Raw genomic sequence first — 21,210 nt, 5'->3', positions numbered from 1 at the left:
CGTTCCCGGAACGAACCGGGACAGGGGTCACAAGTCGCCGCGCTTGATGATGTACAGGCAAAGAGTGTCCCCGGATCGTCCCCACGATCTATCCGCGGGTGAGGAAAACGGTCACGATCGGCAAGTTTTCTGTGTCGATCCTGTCAGGAGCCTGTGCCGTGCGCGCATCCTTCGCCCGTCGTTCGTCCCGGAGAACAACCCTCCGTCGCCGGTGGCTGCGTGCCACCGCGATGCTGTCGCTGATCGCGCTGGCACTGGTGCTGACCACGGAGCAGGCGGCGGCGGACGGGGCGACCCTGCCCGCGCTGTCGATGCCCAGCCTCGCCTCGCTCACCGCGTGGCTGAAGCACCCCCACTGGGGGCGCGTGCCGCAGCAGGAGAGCGGCACCGCCGCCGGGCACAGCCACCGGGCGACCGCGGACTCCACCCGCGCGCACGTCGGCGCGGGGCACAAGCCCGGCAAGGCGCCCGGCGAACTCGACGCCTACCACCCGTTCCGCAAGGCGTCCACGTCCGGCCGCAGCGGTGTCGTCGGCGGCTACTCCGCCCGCACCAGCAAGCGGAACGCGGCGAAGTCGACCGACACCGTCACGGTGTTCGACAACGCGGACGGCACGCACACCCGCCGCGTGTCGCAGACGCCGGTCAACTACCGGGACGCGCACGGCGCCTGGCAGCCGATCGACACCAGCGTGCACCGCCGGGCCGACGGCCGCCTCCACGAGGCGGCCAACTCCCTCGGCGTCGACTTCGCGCCGCGCTCCTCCGCGCCGGACCTCGCCACCTTGCGCACCGACGCCGCGCACTCCGTCGCGTACGGCCTGTCCGGCGCGGCCGACGTCACCGCCGCCGTGTCGGGCGACCAGGTCACGTACCCGGACGCCCTGCCGCGCACCGACCTGGTCGTCGCCCCGTCCGCGACCGGCGTCAAGGAAGCCGTCGTCCTGCACGCGGCGAGCGCCGCCAACTCCTGGCTCTTCCCGCTCAGGCTCCAGGGCCTGACCCCCGTCCAGGTCAAGGACGGCTCGGTCGAACTGCGCGACGCCGCGGGCAAGGTGACCGCCCGGATACCGCGCGCCTACGCCTACGACTCCAAGGTCGACCGCCGCTCCGGCGAGCCGACGACGACCTACGCGGTCGACTACCGGCTGGTCGCCGACCACGGCGGCACCGCCCTGAAGGTCACCCTCGACCCGGCGTGGCTGCACGACCCCGCGCGGGTCTTCCCCGTCACCGTCGACCCCAGCATCGTCGACGGCTGGACCACCACCTACGCCGAGTCCGGCAACCCCGCGGGCGACCACTCCTTCGAGCAGACCGTCAAGATCGGCTCGTACGACTCCGGCACGCACTCCGCCAACACCTTCGTCAACCACTGGTACGGCGGCTGGGACGGCTCCAAGGTCACCGTGACCGCCGCGTCGCTGCACCTGTTCGAGACCTGGGCCTCCACCTGCACCGCCGAGCGCTTCGACGTCGCGCTGATCACCGCGCCGTGGACCCCGACCGGCGTCACCACCTACCCCGGCCCCTCGCACGGCGCGTCCATCGGCAACCTCACGCCCAGCGTCCCCATCGCCTGCGCCAACACCGCCGCCGACCCCACCAAGGGCAACGCGGTGGAGGTGCCGCTCACCACCGCCTCCATCCAGGGCTGGATGAACGGCACCACCCCCGACTACGGCCTCGCGGTCTACGCGGCCACCACCGACGCCCTGCACTGGAAGCAGTTCGGCTCCTTCGCCGACGCGGGCAAGGGCCCGTACATCGACGTCACGTACACCGGCACCACCCCGCCGCAGGTCTACCAGCAGTACCCCAACGACAACGAGGTGGAGTACACCACCACCCCCCAACTGACCGCCTGGTCCGGCGGCGCCAACTCGCAGGCGAACACCACCACCAAGTACGACTTCCAGATCTACGACAACACCAACACCAAGGTCGTCGACTCCGGACTGCTCACCACCGGCTCCTGGACGGTCCCGGCGGGCAAGCTCAAGTGGGGCCAGAGCTACTCCTGGACGGTGCAGTCGCAGGACGCGGGGCTGTACTCCGGCGCCACCTGGTACCAGATGGCGATCCAGGTCCCGCAGCCGCTGATCACCTCGGGGCTGTCCCAGAACAGCAGCGACCACGGCTACGACCCGTCGATCGGCAACTACACCACCTCCGACACCGACGCGACCGTCTCCACCGTCGGCCCGAGCCTCGACGTCGACCGCGACTACAACTCCCGTGACCCGCGCTGGACCGGGGCGTTCGGCGCGGGCTGGTCGAGCATCTTCGACGCCCGCGCCACCGAGCAGTACAACCCGGCGGGCGCCGTCGTCTCCAACGTCGTCACCTACCCGGACGGCTCCCAGGTCGGCTTCGGCAAGAACGGCGACGGCAGCTACTCGCCGCCCGCGGGCCGCTTCGCCACCTTCAAGGCCGTCACCGGCGGCTACACGCTGACCGACAAGAACGCCACCGTCTACGCCTTCACCCAGTCGCTGGGCTCCGGCGCGTACGGCATCACCTCGGTCACCGACGCCAACGGCCGCGCCGTCACCTTCACCTGGACCAGCGGCCACGTCACCACCATGACCTCGGTGACCTCCGCCCGCGCCCTGCACCTGACCTGGCAGACACCCACCGGCGCGAGCGCCGCGCACGTCGCCACCGTCGTCACCGACCCGGTCACCGCGGCCGACCCGAACTCCGCGCAGACCTGGACGTACGGCTACACCAACGACCAGCTCACGAAGGTCTGTTCGCCGATCTCCAGCACGCAGTGCACCGCGTACAACTACACCGCGGGATCGCAGTACCAGAACGCCGCGCTCGACCTCGACCCGCGGGCGGTGTGGCCGATGTCCGAGGCGTCGGGCACCGTCGGCAAGGACGCGGTCCTCGCCAACCAGGGCACCAAGAACCTCGCGTACAGCGGCGTCACCTACGGCCAGGCGGGCCCGCTCACCGGATCGGCCGCCACCGCCATCGGGTTCAACGGCACCAGCTCGTACGCCACCCTCCCGTTCGACATGGGCAACAACACCGACTCCGGCGCCCTGTCGCTGTGGTTCAAGACCTCCGCCGGGCCCGGCGTGCTCTACTCCTACGCCTCGCAGCCGGTCACCGCGGGCGACTCGCCCGGCGGCTACACCCCGGCCGCCTACGTCGGCACCGACGGCAAGCTGAAGGCCGAATTCTGGTACAGCGGCGGCATCGCGCCGATCAGCACCACCGCCTCGGTCGCCGACGGCAAGTGGCACCACATGGTGCTGTCCGCCGCGGGCAACAGCCAGACCCTCTTCCTGGACGGCGCCAAGGTCGGCTCGGTGTCCGGCTCGATCTCCATCCAGCCCGGCATCGCCTTCGGCAAGAACCAGCCGTACAACACCCTGGGCGCGGGCTTCCTCGGCGGGGCCTGGCCCGACCAGCCGCACTCCAGCACCACCGACAAGACCGGCTACGCGACGTACTTCAACGGCGCGATCGCCGACGCCGCCTGGTACGACCGCCCGCTGGTCGCCGCCGACGCGAGCGCGCTGCGCACCTACGGCACCCACGCCGCGAGCCTGCTGAGCACGGTCACCCGGCCGTCCGCCAAGACGTACCACGCCATGACGTACGACCCGGCGACCACGGCGCTGACCCAGCTCACCGACGAGAACGGCGGCGTCTGGAAGCTCGGCGCGCCGACCGTCACCGGCTCCAGCCAGACCTACCGCGGCGCGGTGCTCGGCGGCGCGCCCGCCACGTACTTCCGGCTGGGCGAACCCGCGGGCGCCACCACGGCGCTGGACGAGACGCGCGGCGGGACCGGTACGTACAACGCGGTGACGCTCGGCGCGACCGGGCCGTTCAGCGACCAGAAGGCCGCCACGTTCAACGGGACCAGCTCCTGGGTGAAGGTGCCCGACACAGTGACCGGGGACACCGCGGCCTCGGCCGAACTGTGGTTCACCACCACCCACGGCGGCGCGATCCTGCTCAACACGCAGAGCGCCGCGATCGGTTCGACCGTGTCCTCCACGACACCGCAACTGTGGATCGGCAGCGACGGCAAACTCTACGGCGGCTTCTACACCACGTCCGGCTCGGTGCAGATGGGCACCACGGGCACCGTCACCGACGGCAAGTGGCACCATGTGCTGCTCAGCGCCGGAGCCACCAGCCAGACCCTGTACCTCGACGGCGCGCAGGCCGCGACCAAGACGGCCACGGCCGCGCTGTCCAACAGCGCCAGGACCACCGCCTACATCGGCGCGGGCACCACCGGCTCCGGCTGGACCGGCCTGACCAACGGCACCGTCGCCTACTTCAACGGCACGCTCGCCGACGTCGCCACCTACCGCACCGCGCTGACCGCGCAGGACGCCGAGAGCCACTTCCAGGCGGGCAAGAACTCCACCGGCCTGCTGCCGGTGGAGACCGTCAAGGTCACCTCCCCGGCGAACAAGGTGACGACGTACACCTACGACGTCGTCAACAACGAACGCCAGCTCACCGAGACCGACGGCCTCGGCAACAGGACCAGCTTCGGCTACGACACCGGCGGCTACGAGCACACGGTCACCGACCCCAACGGCGCGATGACCGTCACCGGCCACGACGTCCGCGGCAACGTCGTCTCCTCGACCACCTGCCAGAATCAGGCGGCCAAGGTCTGCTCCACCGAGTACTACACGTACTTCCCCGACGACACGACGGAACAGCTCACCACCGCCGACCCGCGCAACGACGTGCTGCTCACCGAGCGGGACGGCCGCTCCTCCTCGGCGACCGACCCCACGTACCTGACCTCGTACACCTACGACGCGTTCGGCGACGAGACCGCGGTGACCGGACCGCCGGTCGCGGGCTTCCCCAACGGGCGCGCCTCGACCACCGTGTTCAGCGACGGCACCGCCACCTACCCCGCCGCCGACAGCGGGAACGTGCCCAAGGGCCTGCCGGTGCGGTCGGTCTCGCCCGGCGGCGCGGTCAACTCCGTGTCCTACTTCCACAACGGCGACGTGGCCTCCTCCACCGACGCGGTGGGCCTGGTCACCAGCTACACCTACGACGGCCTCGGGCAGGTGCTCACCAAGAAGGCCGTCTCCGACACCTACCCCGCAGGTCTGACCACGTCCTACACCTACGACAAGGCCGGGCAGATCACCGAGGAGGACGACCCGCAGCTCACCGACCGGGTCACCGGCGCCACCCACGCGGCGGCCACCACCACGGTCTTCGACGCCGACGGCGACATCACCTCGCAGACGGTCAAGGACCTCAGCGGCGGCGACGCGCCCCGGACCGAGACCCAGACCTACGACGCGTACGACCACGTCCTCACCCAGACCGACGCCAACGCCAACGCGGGCGGCGCCAACGGCGGGACGACGACGTACACGTACGACACGTCGGGCAACAAGACGCAGGAAGTGTCCAAGTCGGGCACGGTCACCAACTACACGTACGACGACAACGGGCACCTGCTGACCCAGACGCTCCAGTACACCGGCGACCCGGTCAGCCCGCAGGCCGCCACCACGCTGACGGAGTCCTCGCGGGCGTACGACCCGGCGGGCCGGCTGGCGTCGGTGACCGACTCGATGGGCGCCACGACGTCGTACACCTACACCGACAACGGCCTGGCGGTCACCGCGACCAAGAAGAGCGCCGACGGCACGGCCTCGACGGTGCTCCAGACCACCACGTACGACGCGGCCGGGAACCAGTTGTCGCAGACCACCGACAACGGGCAGACGGTCGTCAACTTCACGGTGGACGCGGCCTCCAGGACCACGAGCACCACCGTGGACCCGACCGGCGTCGACCGGGTGACCAGCGTGTCCTTCACCCCGGACGACCAGGTCGCCACCCAGAACGAGCACGATTCCTCGGGCTTCGACCGCACCACCTCCTCCACCTACGACGCGGCGGGCAACACCCTGACCGAGACGCTGCACGGCGACGCCTCGGGACACCCCTCCGCCTGGTGGAAGCTCGACCAGACCACCGGCTCCACCGTCACCGACACCTCGGGCAGCGGCTACACCGGCGCCGCCTCGGGCGTCACCTGGGGCGGCGACGCGGCGACCTTCGCGGGCACCTCCGGCCAGCAGATCGCCACCAACGGCCCGGTGCTCAACACCGCCGGGTCCTACACCGTCTCCGCCTGGGTCAACATGGCGTCGCTGCCGACCCACAACGCGACGATCGTCGCCCAGGGCGGCACCACGGCCAGCGCCTTCTACCTCCAGTACAACTACGCGCACACCAGCGCGCCGCTGTGGAGCATGGAGCAGACCAGCGCCGACACGGCCGCGCCGACCTTCCCGTCCGCGTACTCCACCGCCGTGCCCAAGACCAACACCTGGACGCACGTGGTCGGCGTGTACAACGTCGCCAACGGCGCCAGCCAGATCTACGTCAACGGCGCGCTGTCCGGCAGCGGCACCAACACCGCGCCGTGGTCCGCGAACGGCCCGCTGACCATCGGCGCGGGCAAGTACAACGGCGCGCCGACCGACTTCCTGCCCGGCGCGGTCTCCAACGTGCAGGTCTACCCGCGCGCGCTGACCGGCACCGAGGTCAACACGCTGTACGGCAACGGCCGTACCGGCGGCACCGTCGGTTCCTCCACCGAGCAGACCACCCGCTACACGTACGACAAGCGCGGGCTGCCGAAGTCGATGACCGACGCGGACAACTTCACCACCGACTACTCCTACGACGAGGCGGGGAATCTGGCGGTCACCACCGCCCCCGCCGTCCAGGTCGAGACCGGCGGCGGCCAGCCGGTCACCCAACGGCCGGTCACCACCAGCGGATTCGACACCTTCGGCGAGGCCGTCGAAGAGGTCGATCCGACCGGCAACCAGACCACCACGGTCTACGACGCCAACGGCAACAAGGTCTCCGAGACCCTGCCGCCGTACACCCCGGCGGGCGCGTCCGCCCCGCTGGCGGCCACGTCGGCCTGGTCGTACGACTCCGACGGCAACCAGATCTCCTCCACCACACCGGGCGGGAGGACCACCGGCTTCCTGTACGACCAGCTCGGCGACCTCGCGCAGGTCACCGAGCCGGACGGCACCAAGCTGCACACCACGTACGACACCAACGGCGACCAACTCTCGGTGACGGACGGCACCGGAGCCGTCACCCAGGCCACCTGGGACTACCTCGGCCGGCAGGTCACCGCGACCACGCTGGAGCGCTTCCCCTCCAACCGGGTGCTGACCACCACCAACTCGTACGCGGTGACCGCCGGGAATCCGTACGGCGCGAATCTGGCGTCGACCACGACGCCCGCCGGGGTCACCACCACCTACGGGTACGACCGGGCCAGCGAGGTCACCTCGGTCACCGACGGCGCGGGCAACACCACCAAGTACACGTACGACTTCATGGGGAACCGGCAGAAGACGATCCAGCCGGACAACACCTGGACCGAGACCGACTTCGACGTCGCGGGCAACCCGACGCTGAGCACCCAGTACGACGCCGCCAACACGCAGCTCAGGCAGACCCACCAGGTCTACGACGGCGTCGGCAACCTCACCGCCTCCACGGACGCGAACGGCAACACCAGCCACTTCACGTACGACGCGGCGGGCACCGTCACCCAGGAGATCCAGCCGGTCACCGCGACCACCTCGATCACCACGTCCTTCGGGTACGACGCGGCGGGCAACAGGACCCGGTTCACCGACGGCCGCAACAACTCCTGGCTGTACGGATACACCCCGTGGGGCCAGCAGGAGACGGTGAAGCAGCCGGCCACCGCCCAGTACGGCTCGGCGGCCGACTCCACGACCACCAACGTCTACGACCTCGACGGGCAGTTGGTCTCCAGCACGCTGCCCGGCGGCGTCACCCACACGATGACGTACGACCAGCTCGGCAATCTGAAGACCGCCTCGGGACAGGGCGCCGACGCCGCCACCGCGACCCGCAGCTTCACCTACGACCACGACAACCAGGTGACCGCCGCCGACACCGCGGAGGCGGGCACCACCGGCGCCAAGGACCACCAGGCCGCCACCCACGAGACGTTCAGCTACGACGACCGCGGCGACCTGACGTCGGCGGGCGGCTCCGGCGGCTCGTCCAACTTCACCTACAACGACGACGGTTCACCGCTGACCCGCTCGGACGCGGCCGGCACCACCTCCTACGGCTACGACACCGCGGGCCGGCTGTCCACGCTCAACGACGCGGCCTCCGGCACCGCGCTCACCTACGGCTACAACACGCTGAACCAGACCGCGTCGGTCAAGTACGGCGCGAGCGGCCAGACCCGCACCTTCACGTACAACACCGCGCACGACCTCACCGGCGACACCCTGACGCAGGGCGCCAGCACACTGTCGGCCATCACCTACGGCTACGACAGGAACGGCAACCTGACGTCGAAGAACACCGTCGGGGTCGCGGGCGCCTCCAACAACGTCTACACCTACGACCAGGCCGACCGCCTCAGCTCGTGGAACAACGGCACGGCCACCACGAACTACTCCTACGACGACTCCGGCAACCGCACCCGCGTCGGCGCCGACGTCTACACCTACGACGCCCGCGACCAGCTCACCTCGGACGGCGTCCACAGCTACGCGTACTCCGCGCGCGGCACCATGACCTCGGACACCTCCACCGCCAACGGCCAAGTGGCCTACTCCACCGACGCGTACAACAACCAGATCACCGCGGGCACGCACTCGTACACGCTCGACGCGTCGGGCCGGAACATCACCGACGCCAACTCGGCCGACCAGTCCTCGCGCGCCTTCCAGTACTCGGGCGCCGACAACACCATCGCCGCGGACGGCAACTACAGCTATACGTACGATCCCGGCGGCTCGCTGATCGGCATCAACGGCGGCACCGCGCCGGGCACCGGCCAACTGGCCCTGACCGACAGCCACGACGACGTCATCGGGAACTTCGCGCCGGGGGCGACCACCCTGGCCGGTTCCACGACGTACGACCCGATGGGCAAGGTCACCGCCAACAACGGGCTCATCGGCCACCTCGGCTTCCAGTCCGGCTGGACGGAGGCCGACACCGGCAAGGTCGGCACCGCGTCACGCTGGTACAACCCGGCGACCGGCACCTTCATGAACAAGGACTCCGCGTCCGTCAACCCGGTGCCGAACGAGGCGGCGGCCAACCCCTTCGCGTACGTCGGCGACAACCCGCTCGACGGCACGGACCCCTCGGGCAACTGGGGCCTGGGCAGCGTCTGGCACGCGGCGAGCCACGCCGTCAGCCACGCGGTGAGCAGCACCTACCACGCGGCCACCTCGTACGCCTCCAGCAGTTGGAGCTCCTTCAACTTCTACGCCTCGTACGCCTATTACCACTACACGCCGCCGATCGTGCACAAGGTCGTGCACGCCGCCAAGCGCGTGGTGAAGAGGGTCGTCCACCACGTGCGGGACGTCTACCGCGCCACCGTCCGCTACACCCGTCGCGTCTACCACTACGCGGCGCGCAAGGTGAAACGCGTCGTCCACGCCGCCGTGCACGCCGTCCACTCGGCCTACCACGCGGTCAAGAAGGTCGCGAAACGCGTGGTCCACGCGGTGAAGAAGACCGCCAAGGCGGTGGCGAAGGCATCCAGAACCGCGTATCACGCCACTGTCAAGGCCGTGAAAACCGCGGCCACCTACGCCAAGCACCATGCGGCGGCCATCACGTCCTTCGTGGTCTCCACCGCCGTCTTCATGGGCTGCGAGGCGGTCACGGCGGGCGTCGGCTCCATCGGCTGCGCGGCGGTCGCGGGCGCGGCCGGGTCACTGGTCGAGCAGGGCTTCAAGTGCGCCGAGGCGGGCGGCGCGGCGTGCAGCGCGGGCGCCTTCGCGACCTCCGCCGTGACGGGCGCCGTCGCGGGCGCGATCGGCGGGGCGCTCGGGTCGCTGGGCGGCAAGGTGCTCAGCAAGTTCGCCCCCAAGGCGATGGAGGCCGTCGGCGGGCTGTTCGGCAAGGGCGCCACCGAGGCCGAGGAGGCGGCGGCGGGCGACGCCACCCAGACCGCGGCGCGCCAGGGCGAGTCGGGCGCCGCCAAGTCGGCCACCGACAGCGGGACCTGCCACAGCTTCACGGCCGGCTCCCGTGTCCTCATGGCGGGCGGCGGCACCAAGGCCATCGACCGGATCAAGGTGGGCGACTCCGTCGTCAACTCGGTGCCGGGTGCCTCCGGCACGCAGAGCCACAAGGTCACCGCGGTGATCGTGACGACGACGGACCACGATTTCGTGGACGTCGGGGTGAAGCCGGTCGCGGCCAACGCCGTGACGTCCGCCGCGAAGAAGGTGGTCCGGCGCGCGGCCCTCGGCCTCGCGGCCTCCGCGGCGGTCCTGGGCGCCCTGGGCGCGACCCACCACGCGGCCGACTCCCACCCGGCCACGGCCCCGGTGGCGGCGGTCTCCCCGGCCGCCCCGACGCCGGTGAACGGCCACCTCACCACCACCTTCCACCACCCCTTCTACGACGCGACCCAGTCCGCCTTCGTCGAGGCCAAGGACCTCCACCAGGGCGACCTCCTCCAAACCCCCACCGGCACCGCCCAGATCACCACCGTCCGCCTCTTCCACGCCCACACCACCACATACGACCTGACCATCGGCGACCTCCACACCTACTACGTGGAGGCCGGCGCCACGCCGGTCCTGGTCCACAACTGCGAAACTGAGAAGCTTGGTCCTAATACCTATTCATGGGAGCACAAGGAATCGGAAAGCCTTTTTGAGGCAGAGGTTGACCATAATGGCACTATGACGATGCTCGCCGAGGTGACAAAAAAGAGCCCTGTGAGGGGTGTTGAAGTGTTCAACAGGGCACTTCGCCACTTTGGTGATCGAGTCACTTCCATCAATGGTAATCTTATCGAGGAGAATCGAGCCACCTTTAATAAGCTCACGGGTGGAGGCATGCCAGCGGAAGAGGCGATCCTTCACACGTGGACAGGGAAAGTCGCTACGAGAAGCGGCTTCAGTGTGCTGCGATCTCTTAAACTTATCGGCGAACCAGGGGCCTACTCCAAGGTCGAGCCAATCTTTACGAGACCCTAAGGGGTGCAAGGGTGTCCACCGATGACTGGGTCGCAGAGGCAGTCCGCATGCAGCGGGGAGGGGCGTCGATTATTGACATCGCCGACTTTCTGCGAGCATTCGGGGAAAATGGCGGAAGGAAAATTAACGCGGCATCCGCTCTCGGTAAAGAGTATGACTGGTCAGTAAAAATGAAGCTTGAATTGCTGAGCTGGACCGAAGGGGGCGTCACGGACCAAGAGCTAATGTCCCTTGTTCCGTCCTGGTTTCCTGGCGATTGATTTAATCTCAATTTTCCCACTAGGTCGGACATGCTGTGCGTGGGTCGGGCGATGATTATCATCCGACCGTGGAATTACCGCAGGCAGGCGACGAGTTCGCGCAGCGACCAGCGGGTCCCGCCCACCGAGGGTGCAGACGGGCCAGTTCCATCTCGTTGGAGCGGTCAGAGCACTAGCGCGACTCCGTTGCCTGCTTGCGGTCCTGGGGGATTTCACAGGTTGCATCAACCGCGAGGTGTGAACGTGACAGTGGAGGTGAACCCGTGAGCGCGGTGGATGCGGCGACTGTCAAGCGGGTTGCCAAGGACTGGGCGGCTCGGTACCCAGGGTTCGATGTCAGATGATGATCGTGCGACGAGCGCTCAAGGACGGAATTCGTCGTCGGTGCCGGGAGGACCGGGTAGGTGGGCGGAACGGTGAGTCGGTCGGACGGGTTGAGTAACGAAGGGCTGTCGGCGCAGGTCGCGGCCATGGGGCGGGGGCAGCGCTGCCAGGCGGCGTATTTCGCCCTGCGGCGACTGCGGGGGCCGTTGGTCGGTATGGCGATGCCCGAGGAGTGGGGAGTGGACCCGGCGGCGCTCGCGGAGCTGCTCCGGGCCGGGGCGGACGTGGCGGACGGTGGGAGCGGTGCGGAGTTCGCCCGGGCGGTCGCCGCGTTGACCGCCGCCCCGCTGTTCGAGTCCGAGATCGAGCCGGAGTTCGCGGAGAGCTTCCAACTGGAAGCTCTCAACGGCTGGTTGATGCTCGCGGACGCTCTCGGCGAGATGAGCGAGGCCGACACCGAGCGGATCATCGACGTCGCCCGCGCGACGGCCGTCTACCTTGACGACTACATGGCCGGCTCGCTCACCGAGGTCGCCGGTCAAGAGACCCGCGAGCGCTGGCTCGCTGATGTCGACGAGTCCCTGCGTGTTTACGGGCTGGGGTATTTCGGCACCCGGAACCTCGCCGTCGAGGCCGAGTGTCACGACGCCGTTCTCGCCGCCCCGGCCGGTGCGGATCTCCTGACGTCCGCCGTACGCCAGCGACTTGAGGCATCCTGCGACGCGTACAGCGAGCAACTTGCCGCTGTACTCCGAGGCTTCGCGGCGCAATGACACGTGGCGTCGTGACCGTGGAGACGTGGGACCCGTCCTACCGGAACTCGAAGGTCCCTCTGTCGGACCTCGCAACGGTGGTCGGCGCGGTTCCGCCGGGCACGTCGATGGGTCTGACGTTGGACGACGGTGAGGACGACTGCGTCATCGTGACCGTGGAGCCGGAGTTCTCCACGGTCACGTTGTTCCGGGACCGGACGTTCTACAACCTTCAGACGTCCGACGACTCCGCAGACACGGTGATCACTGTCGCAGGGGAGGAGATCACCTGGCCGAAGGGCTGTCTCCTACCTCCCACGACGGGCCCCGAGGTCCTCCTGGAGGCCAGTGACCGACAGACGGTGTGGGAGCGGTACACATGGGTCGAACAGGGCTGACGGAGACGGTCGCCAGTGAAGTGGTCGTCCCGGCGGCATCGGAGCTGCGAGCGGGAGACGTGTGTATGGTCTCCATTCCTCCGACGCGTCTCTACGTCGGCCATGACGAGGAGTACGACCCGCCGCGCGATCTGGGGTGAAGTCCCGTGCCCACGGCGGGAATCTATCGAGTGAGGGTCGGGGGGCGGAAGCGGTGACGGGGGAGTTCGCGCGGAGCGCGACACGGGTGCAGGCGGCGGTGTTCGGGGCGGCCTGTGCCGAGCGGGCGGCGGCGATCTTGTTCTGGGTGGTGGCCGGGGACGGGCGCACGGCGGATCTGGAGGCGTACGCAAAGGAGTTGGAGGCGCTGTGGACGCCCGGGACGCTGACGGAGGGGCGCGGGCGCATCGAGGGGATGCGGGAACTGGTCGAGGGTGACGGGACGTCGGGGGCGCGTGCGTTCGCGTATCAGGGGGCGGTGGCGCTGCACACGGCCATGGGCGCGGAGCCGGTCCTCGGGTGCTCGTCGGTCCTGCGCGACATGGCGTTCCGGCTCGGGCGGCGCTGCGGCGCCGATCTGCTGACCGGGGAGGACGAGACACAGCGGCAGGACATCGCCGACCTGACGTCAGGGGCGGCGGACGGCGCGATCCGCGAGAGGTCACGGGAGGCGGGGCGGCGCTGGCTGGCCCTGGCGGCCGGTCAATTCGGTGGGCGGCCTGGGGAGACGGGGAGATGAGGACGACGTAAGTGGGGCACGCCGGGGCAGGCGTGATTGTGTAGGGGCAGGGGGGCGGTGCCGTTGCGTCCCCGGACGACGACCTCCGAGGTGCGTACATGGACAGACGGATATCCCGGCGCCTCGCCTGCGCCGCGACCCTGCTCGCGGTGATCGGCGTGGCGGGGTGCAAGGACACGACGCTCGGCGCCGACCCGACGGGCAGCGCGAACCCGTCGGGAGCGGCGGGCCCCGCGGCCGGCAACGGGCGGGCGGTGAGCCCGCTGGACAACCCGGACGGGACGAAGGCCGGTCTGGCCGCGATCACCTCGGACGCCGACAAGAAGAAGGCGCGCGACCTGATCGCCAAGGTGAAGACCAAGGGCCGCGGCCCCAAGACGGGTTACTCGCGGGCGCAGTTCGGCGCCGCGTGGATGGACTCCGCGCCCTCCGTCCCCTTCGCGCACAACGGCTGCGACACGCGTAACGACCTGCTGAAGCGGGACGGCGACGACGTCCACTACAAGGGCACGTCCAAGTGCGTGATCGCGACGATGACGCTCAACGACCCGTACACCGGCCGGGTCATCAAGTGGACCAAGACCAAGGCCACCACCGTCCAGATCGACCACGTGATGCCGCTGTCGTACGACTGGCAGATGGGCGCGGCGCACTGGAGCAAGGACAAGCGGGAGTCGATCGCCAACGACCCGCTCAACCTCATCCCGGTCGACGGCCCGTCCAACGGCTCGAAGAGCGACTCGGGACCGGCGTCCTGGCTGCCGCCGAACAAGCAGATCCGGTGCTCGTACGCGGTCCGGGTCGCACAGGTCTCGATCAAGTACCAACTGCCGGTGACCAGCGCGGACAAGGACACGATGCTCGCGCAGTGCGGAGGGTGACGCCGGGGGGCCGCGGTGTGATTGTCAACGGCGCGCGGCCCCGCCATACTTTGCTGGCCGCGCGCACCGCGATCACTCCGATCGCCTCTGGTGGATCGCGCCGCCCGAGCCCCCAGAGGACCCCGTGTCGAACAGCCGTCGCCTGCCCAAGCCGATGCGGTACCGCGTCATCGCGACAGTCGCCGCAGTGATCGTCGTCGGGGGCGGCGGCGCACTCGCCGTGGGCGCCACGTCCGGCGGCGGAACGGGCGGGTCGGCGGCGGCCGGCCAGGCCGCCAACCGGTCCGCCGACGCGAACGCCCCGCAGGGCGCGACGAGCACCCTCAACGCACCGAACGGCGCCAAGAACGCGGCCCCGAAGGGCTCCCCGGCCGGCACCCCGAGCGGCAGCCCCTCCGCGTCGCACGCCCCGGCCGCCGCCCAGACGGCCAAGCCCGGCAACCCGGTCGCCTCGGTCCCCGGCTCCCTGCCGTCCGTACCCCGCCAGACCCGCCGTCCGGCCGCGCCGTTCAGCGGCTTCGTCCGCACCTTCACCGGCCTCGCCTTCGACACCTGCACCGCGCCCAGCGCGAGCAAGATGGCGTCCTGGAAGAGCGGTTCGCCCTACGGCGCCGCCGCGGTCTACATCGGCGGCGCCAACCGCGGCTGCGCACAACCCCAGTTGACGTCCTCGTGGGTGACGACCGTCAGCGCGGCGGGCTGGAAGCTCATCCCGATCTACGTCGGCGCGCAGCCGCCCTGCCAGACCGGCAACAGCCCCGAACGGCTCACGGCGGCCAACGCGGCCACGCTCGGCGCGCGCGACGGCGCCGACGCGGTGAAGAAGGCCGCGGCCCTCGGTATGCGCCCGGCCAGCGCGCTCTACCTCGACATGGAGCCGTACGCCGTCTCCGACACCTCGTGCAACAACGCCGTCCTCACCTACGTCCAGGCGTGGAACCGGGCGCTGCACACCGGCGGTTACCTGGCGGGCTTCTACGGCTTCAGCTCGTCCAGCGCCGCTGCCGTGGCGGCGGCCAAGGCGACCATGGACGACATGCCGGACGCCTTCTGGTACGCCAAGTACGACGGCGTCAACAGCACCACCTCCGGCTTCCCGTTCGCCGCGAATCTGTGGACCGGGCACCGGCGCGGGCACCAGTTCCTGGTCAACTCCAAGGAGACCTACGGCGGCGTCACGCTGACCGTGGACCGCGACGCCTGGGACGCCCCGGTCGCCGTCGTCTGACGGCGGGGCGGTGAGGGTGGCGGGGACAAAGGCGGCAGGGCCCACCGGGTGCGCGGCGGCCCGGCCGCGAGGCGTACTCTCCCCCGCGAGGAGAGCCGTTTGCGCCGAGTGCTGGAAATCGGCGGGCCCCGGTCCATATCCTCGTACTCGATCATCGCTTCAGTACCGCTAGGTCGTTCCCATGCCGGGAGGCACCATGGTCCGCCGCCGCACCGCCGTCTCGATCGCCGCAGCCGCGCTGCTGGCGGCATCGCCCGCCCTCACCGCGTGCGGTTCGGGACCCGCGCACCCGGGGGCCGCGGCGGTGGTCGGGGACCAGAAGATCTCGATCGCCACGCTCCAGCACGAGGTCGACCAGGTGCGCGACGCGCAGAGCAAGTCGCCGCAGGCGGCGCAGCTCATCGGGCAGAGCGGCAAGCTGCCGCAGCAGACGCTGAGCATGCTGGTGCAGAACAAGGTGATCGACAAGGCCGTGTCCGACGCCGGGCTCTCGGTCAGCACCGCCGAGGTGCAGCAGTCGCACGCGCAGGCGTTGCAGCAGTTCGGCGGTGACGAGAGCCAGTTCGAGGCGGCGCTGCTCCAGCAGTACGACATCGTGCCGTCCGGCATCGACACCTTCCTGCGGACCAACATCGCCGTCGGCAAGCTGATCCAGAGCCTCGGCTTCCAGCCCGGCAGCGACACCGGGAACGCGGCGGCCATCGCCGTCATCTCCAAGACCGCGAAGTCGCTCGGCGTGGACGTCAACCCGCGCTACGGCACCTGGGACGCCAAGAAGGCCATCGTCGGCGCCACCAACGAGCCGTGGGTCGTGACCAAGACGGCGACCCCGGCGGACCCGAGCGCGTAGGCGGACCCGGCCGCGCGGTCCGGGCAGCGGCCGCCCGCAGGGCATGTCGGTGGTCCGGGGTACGTTCGAGGGGTGAACGACGTAGACGACGCGAACGCGCCCGGGCGGCTGGTGCTGCTCACGACCAGCCACCGGGTCGCGCCGGGACAGCTCTCCTGGCCCGCCTGGCAGACGCTGCGCGAGGCCGACCTCGTGGTCTGCGCCGACCCCGAGCATCCGCAGCTCCCGTATCTGCGCGAGGCGGGGGTGCGGGTCGAGCTGGCGACGCCCGGCGGGCGCGAGCTGGTGGACGCGACGGCGGGCGGCCGTACGGTCGTCTATCTGCCGCCCGGCGGCGGCGCGGGCGACCCGGCCGTCACCGACGAACTGGCCAGGCTCGGCGGCTCGGGACGGGTCGCCATGCCCGACCTGGAGCTGCTGCCCGGCTCGTACGACCTGCCCGGCGCCCGGCTGCTCGACCTCGTCCAGGTGATGGACCGGATCAGGGCCGAGTGCCCGTGGAGCAGCCTGCGGACGCACGAGGACCTGGCGAAGTACGGCATCGAGGAGATGTACGAGCTGGTCGAGGCGATCGAGGAGGGGGACCGCGCGGCGGTGCGCGAGGAGCTGGGCGACGTCCTGCTCCAGGTCGTCTTCCACGCGGCCATCGCGGAGGGCGACCCCGAGGAGCCGTTCGGCATCGACGACGTGGCCGGGGGACTGGTGGACAAGCTCGTCCACCGGCACCCGCACATCTTCGGCGACGAGGTCGCCGAGACCCCCGAGCAGGTGCGGGCGAACTGGATCCGTCTCAAGGGCGTCGAGAAGTCCCGCGACTCGGTCACCGACGGCGTGCCCCTCGCCTCGCCCGCCCTCGCCCTGGCCGCCAAGCTCGCGGGCCGCGCCCGGGAGGCCGGCCTCCCGCTCCCGGCCGACGGCACCCCGGCCGACGGCAGCCCGGCTGACGGCAGCCCGGCTGACGGCACCCCGGCCGACGGCACCCCCGCCCCCGGCACGCCCGCCACCGACGAGACCGCCCTCGGTGACCACCTCCTCGCCGAGGCCGCCGCCGCCCAGGCCGCGGGCCTCGACCCGGAAGCCGCCCTGCGCCACGCGGCCCGCCGCTACCGCGACGCGATCCGTACGGCGGAGCGGACCCGTACCGCCGAGCCACCCCGTACGACCGAGGCGGGCTAGCCCCGATGCGCGTCGACGTGCCGCACGCGTGGCCGGCCGACGAGGCGGAGGCGCTGGCGCTCCAGGACCGGCTGCGCCCGCTGGCCGACCACCGCGGCCCCGGACCGGCCGCGCCCCGCCTGGTCGCCGGGCTCGACGTCGCCTACGCGGGCGACGGACGCGGCACCGGGGACCTCGTCGCGGCGGCCGTGGTGGTCATCGACACCGCGACGCTCGACGTGGTCGAGCGCGCCACGGCCACCGCGACCACGACCTTCCCGTACGTGCCCGGACTCTTCGCCTTCCGCGAACTGCCCTTCCTCGTCGAGGCGTTGCGCACCCTGCGGGCCACCCCCGACCTGCTGCTCTGCGACGGCCACGGCCTGTCCCACCCGCGCCGCTTCGGCCTCGCCTGCCACCTGGGCGTGCTCACCGGGCTGCCGACCGCCGGAGTCGCCAAGACCCCGTTCGTCGGCCGCTACGACCCCGACGCCCTCGCCCCGGAGCGCGGCGCGTACGCCGACCTCCTCGACGGCGGCGAAACCGTCGGCCGCGCCCTGCGTACCCGGACCGGCGTCAAGCCCGTCTACGTCTCCACCGGCCACGGCATCGACCTCGCCACCGCCTGCGCCCACACCCTGACCCTCGCCCCCGCCTACCGCCTCCCCGAAACCACCCGCCAGTCCGACCGCCTGAGCCGCGTCGCCCTGGCGTCCACAACCTCAGAGAGCCCCTGACGCCCCCGCCCCGCCCCCGCAACGGCCAGGTCCCGGTGAGCCGGGAACGCGGCCGGGCCGGATAGCGTCGGCGCATGACCGACCCCACCACCGACCCCACCGCCGACTCGCCCACCGGCCCCACCCCCGCCCCCACCGACCCGGCCGACGGCGGCCCCACCCTCTTCACGTGGGAATTCGCCACCGACCCCTACCCCGCCTACGCCTGGCTGCGGGAGCACGCGCCGGTGCGGCGGACGACGTTGCCCAGCGGGGTGGAGGCGTGGCTGGTGACGCGGTACGCGGACGCGCGGGAGGCGCTGGCGGAGGGCCGGCTGAGCAAGAATCCGGTGCATCACGCGGAGTCGGCGGGGGCGAAGGGGAAGACCGGGATTCCGGGGGAGCGCAGCGCGGATCTGATGACGCATCTGCTGAACATCGATCCGCCGGACCACACGCGGCTGCGCCGCCTGGTGTCGAAGGCGTTCACCCCGCGCAGGGTCGCGGAGTTCGGGCCGCGGGTGCAGGAGCTGACGGACCGTTTCATCGACGGCTTCGCGGCGAGCGGCGAGGCGGACCTCATCCACGACTTCGCCTTCCCGCTGCCGATCTACGCGATCTGCGACCTGCTGGGCGTGCCGCCGCAGGACCAGGACGACTTCCGGGACTGGGCGGGGATGATGATCCGGCACGGCGGCGGCCCGCGCGGCGGAGTGGCGCGGTCGGTGAAGCGGATGCGCGCGTATCTGGTCGAGCTGATCCACCGTAAGAGAGAAGACCCGGGCGAGGACCTGATCTCCGGTCTGATCCGGGCGAGCGACCACGGCGAGCACCTGACGGAGAACGAGGCCGCCGCCATGGCCTTCATCCTGCTCTTCGCCGGTTTTGAGACGACTGTGAACCTCATCGGCAACGGGGTGCACACCTTGCTCCGCCACCCGGAGCAGCGCGCCCGCCTCCAGGAGTCGCTGGCCGCGGGCGAGACCGGCCTGCTGGAGACCGCGGTGGAGGAACTGCTGCGCTACGACGGCCCGGTGGAGCTGGCCACCTGGCGTTACGCGACCGGCGACCTGAGCCTCGGCGGTCAGTCGATCGCGGCGGGCGACCCCGTACTGGTGGTACTCGCGGCGGCCGATCGCGACCCCGCGCGCTTCAACGCGCCCGATACCGTCGATCTGGCCCGGCGTGACAATCCCCACCTCGGTTACGGCCACGGCATCCACTACTGCCTGGGCGCGCCGCTGGCCCGGCTGGAGGCCAGGACGGCGCTCGCGTCCCTCCTCACCCGCCTCCCCGACCTGCGGCTCGCGGCGGATCCGGCCGAATTGCGCTGGCGCGGCGGACTGATCATGCGCGGACTGCGTACGCTGCCGGTGTCGTTCACCGCCGAGGCCGCGCAACAGAAGTGACGGCGCGTCACGGTCGTGATCGCGACGTGATGATCGCTACACCGACTTGTGATCCGTTGGCCAACACCGCTACGTTCTGCGGTCAACGCGAGAAGCGCGGTCGCTCGTACGGGCACGGTGCGTACGGACGGCCACCTCTCGCGGACGGCTCGCGCCAGACGCGGCGGACGTCACGGAAGCGGAAGCGGAGACAGCAGCAACAGCACCAGCAACGTCGGCGGGCTCCGGCCCGCTCCCCGCCGCCGTCACGTCACGCACCGCGCTCCGGCGCGTAAGGCTTACGAGAAAGGCGACCGCATGCTCTCGTCCGGGAACGGCCGGCACCGCCGACCGCGACAGGCCCCGGCGGCCATGGTGACCGTCGCGGCGACCGGCGCGGGGATCGCACTCCCGCTCCTCGGCGCGGGGGCCGCGCACGCCGCGGACTCCAGCACGTGGGACAAAGTCGCGATATGCGAGACCGGCGGCCTGTGGAGCGCCGACCCGAGCAACGGCTTCTACGGCGGCCTGGCGATCACCCAGGACACCTGGAACGCCTACGGCGGCCAGGCGTACGCGCCACGCCCCGACCTCGCGTCCAGGACGGAACAGATCGCCGTCGCCGAGCGGATGCTCGCCGACCTCGGGCCGAACGCCTGGCCCGGCTGCGAGGACGGTACGGGGCTGCTGGACGCCGTGACGCCGCCCGTGGCGGGCGGCACGCCCGCGGCCACCCCCACCACCCCGGCGCCGTCCGCCTCGACCCCGCCCTCCGGCGACGCCACGACCGGCGGCTCCGGCGGCACCGGGGGCTCGAACACCGACCCGTCGCTGCCGACGATCATCCCGACCGCGCCGGGGACGGACACGCCCACCGGGCCCGCCGACGGCTCGACGGTCACCCCGGTGACGCCCACGGCGCCCACCACCGCCCCCGTCACCCCCACGTCGCCCGGTGACGGCTCGCGGAACACTCCGGGCTCGCCCACCGCCGACGCGCCCGCGACGCCCGGCACGGGCCGCCACGCGAAGCCGTACGTGCCCACCGACGCCGAGCTGGCCGCGGCCGACCAGGCGACCCGTACGGAGCTGACCGCCGTCACGGACGCGGGCGCGGACAGCGGTACGGACACCGGCAAGGGCTCGGACGACGGCAGCACCGGAGCCACCGGCGCCAGCGACACCGGACACAGCGCCGACGGCGGCCACGACTACACCGTCGCGTACGGCGACTCGCTCGCCGGTATCGCCTCCAGCCACCACGTCCAGGGCGGCTGGAGCGGTCTCTACGACGCCAACCGGCAGGTGATCGGCCAGGACCCGAACCTCATCAAACCGGGTCAGATCCTGACACTTGACCTCGGCTGAGGGCTCCGCGTCTTTCTGACCGTCCGTCACGGCCGCGGGGGCAAACCGGACGAACCGTACGACGTCCTCCGCGGCCCGTGTGACAAGCCTCTCGCCCGCCCCTGTGACCGCCCGCTCGCAG

Annotated in this window: 12 protein-coding genes; all 12 read left to right on the top strand. The window is 70.9% G+C overall.

Annotation, left to right across the window (positions count from 1 at the left end; all coding sequences use genetic code 11):
* The first annotated feature begins 158 nt into the window (after window positions 1-158).
* The 12 genes from ACFY9V_RS20610 (at window position 159) to ACFY9V_RS20555 (ending at window position 21,089) form a co-directional block, all read left to right on the top strand.
* Window positions 159-11,051 carry a LamG-like jellyroll fold domain-containing protein gene (locus ACFY9V_RS20610; RefSeq protein ID WP_391162299.1) on the top strand — a complete coding sequence of 3,631 codons (10,893 nt, stop codon included), beginning with the start codon at window positions 159-161 and terminating at the stop codon, window positions 11,049-11,051.
* A gap of 11 nt (window positions 11,052-11,062) precedes the next feature.
* On the top strand, window positions 11,063-11,311 hold the full coding sequence (locus ACFY9V_RS20605; protein ID WP_391162298.1) for a hypothetical protein: 249 nt from the start codon (window positions 11,063-11,065) through the stop codon (window positions 11,309-11,311).
* Window positions 11,312-11,850: 539 nt separating this feature from the next.
* Window positions 11,851-12,408 (top strand): hypothetical protein, encoded by a 558-nt coding sequence (locus ACFY9V_RS20600; RefSeq protein ID WP_391162297.1) that lies wholly within the window; start codon window positions 11,851-11,853, stop codon window positions 12,406-12,408.
* Between the two features lie 11 nt (window positions 12,409-12,419).
* A complete protein-coding gene (locus ACFY9V_RS20595; protein ID WP_391162296.1) occupies window positions 12,420-12,785 on the top strand; it encodes a hypothetical protein in 366 nt (121 codons plus the stop codon).
* Between the two features lie 193 nt (window positions 12,786-12,978).
* On the top strand, window positions 12,979-13,503 hold the full coding sequence (locus ACFY9V_RS20590; RefSeq protein ID WP_391162294.1) for a hypothetical protein: 525 nt from the start codon (window positions 12,979-12,981) through the stop codon (window positions 13,501-13,503).
* Window positions 13,504-13,601: 98 nt separating this feature from the next.
* Window positions 13,602-14,384, top strand: coding sequence for an HNH endonuclease family protein (locus ACFY9V_RS20585; protein ID WP_355346890.1), 783 nt, complete (start codon window positions 13,602-13,604; stop codon window positions 14,382-14,384).
* A 124-nt stretch (window positions 14,385-14,508) separates the two neighbouring features.
* Window positions 14,509-15,612: a glycoside hydrolase domain-containing protein gene (locus tag ACFY9V_RS20580; RefSeq protein WP_391162291.1), complete on the top strand. Its 1,104-nt coding sequence runs from the start codon at window positions 14,509-14,511 to the stop codon at window positions 15,610-15,612.
* Between the two features lie 181 nt (window positions 15,613-15,793).
* Window positions 15,794-16,462: a SurA N-terminal domain-containing protein gene (locus ACFY9V_RS20575; RefSeq protein WP_355346893.1), complete on the top strand. Its 669-nt coding sequence runs from the start codon at window positions 15,794-15,796 to the stop codon at window positions 16,460-16,462.
* A gap of 72 nt (window positions 16,463-16,534) precedes the next feature.
* Window positions 16,535-17,638 carry a nucleoside triphosphate pyrophosphohydrolase gene (locus tag ACFY9V_RS20570; protein WP_391162290.1) on the top strand — a complete coding sequence of 368 codons (1,104 nt, stop codon included), beginning with the start codon at window positions 16,535-16,537 and terminating at the stop codon, window positions 17,636-17,638.
* Between the two features lie 5 nt (window positions 17,639-17,643).
* Entirely contained in the window at window positions 17,644-18,354 is a 711-nt protein-coding gene (locus ACFY9V_RS20565; RefSeq protein WP_391162289.1) for an endonuclease V, read from the top strand.
* Window positions 18,355-18,428: 74 nt separating this feature from the next.
* Window positions 18,429-19,742, top strand: a complete 1,314-nt coding sequence (locus ACFY9V_RS20560) for a cytochrome P450 (RefSeq protein ID WP_391051607.1) — start codon at window positions 18,429-18,431, stop codon at window positions 19,740-19,742.
* 297 nt (window positions 19,743-20,039) lie between these two features.
* Window positions 20,040-21,089 (top strand): transglycosylase family protein, encoded by a 1,050-nt coding sequence (locus ACFY9V_RS20555; RefSeq protein ID WP_391162288.1) that lies wholly within the window; start codon window positions 20,040-20,042, stop codon window positions 21,087-21,089.
* Window positions 21,090-21,210 lie beyond the last annotated feature (121 nt).

Source organism: Streptomyces sp. NPDC008317, from assembly GCF_042955955.1.
Classification (GTDB): Bacteria; Actinomycetota; Actinomycetes; order Streptomycetales; family Streptomycetaceae; genus Actinacidiphila.
The sequence above is the reverse complement of the archived record's forward strand: the minus strand, read 5'-3'. Positions and strand labels throughout refer to the sequence as shown.

Bases quoted from the DNA above. Each gene is read 5' to 3' on its own strand.
- ACFY9V_RS20575 (WP_355346893.1), top strand. From the start codon at position 15,794: ATGCCGGGAGGCACCATGGTCCGCCGCCGCACCGCCGTCTCGATCGCC.
- ACFY9V_RS20600 (WP_391162297.1), top strand. From the start codon at position 11,851: ATGGCGATGCCCGAGGAGTGGGGAGTGGACCCGGCGGCGCTCGCGGAG.
- ACFY9V_RS20560 (WP_391051607.1), top strand. From the start codon at position 18,429: ATGACCGACCCCACCACCGACCCCACCGCCGACTCGCCCACCGGCCCC.
- ACFY9V_RS20585 (WP_355346890.1), top strand. From the start codon at position 13,602: ATGGACAGACGGATATCCCGGCGCCTCGCCTGCGCCGCGACCCTGCTC.
- ACFY9V_RS20565 (WP_391162289.1), top strand. From the start codon at position 17,644: ATGCGCGTCGACGTGCCGCACGCGTGGCCGGCCGACGAGGCGGAGGCG.
- ACFY9V_RS20555 (WP_391162288.1), top strand. From the start codon at position 20,040: ATGCTCTCGTCCGGGAACGGCCGGCACCGCCGACCGCGACAGGCCCCG.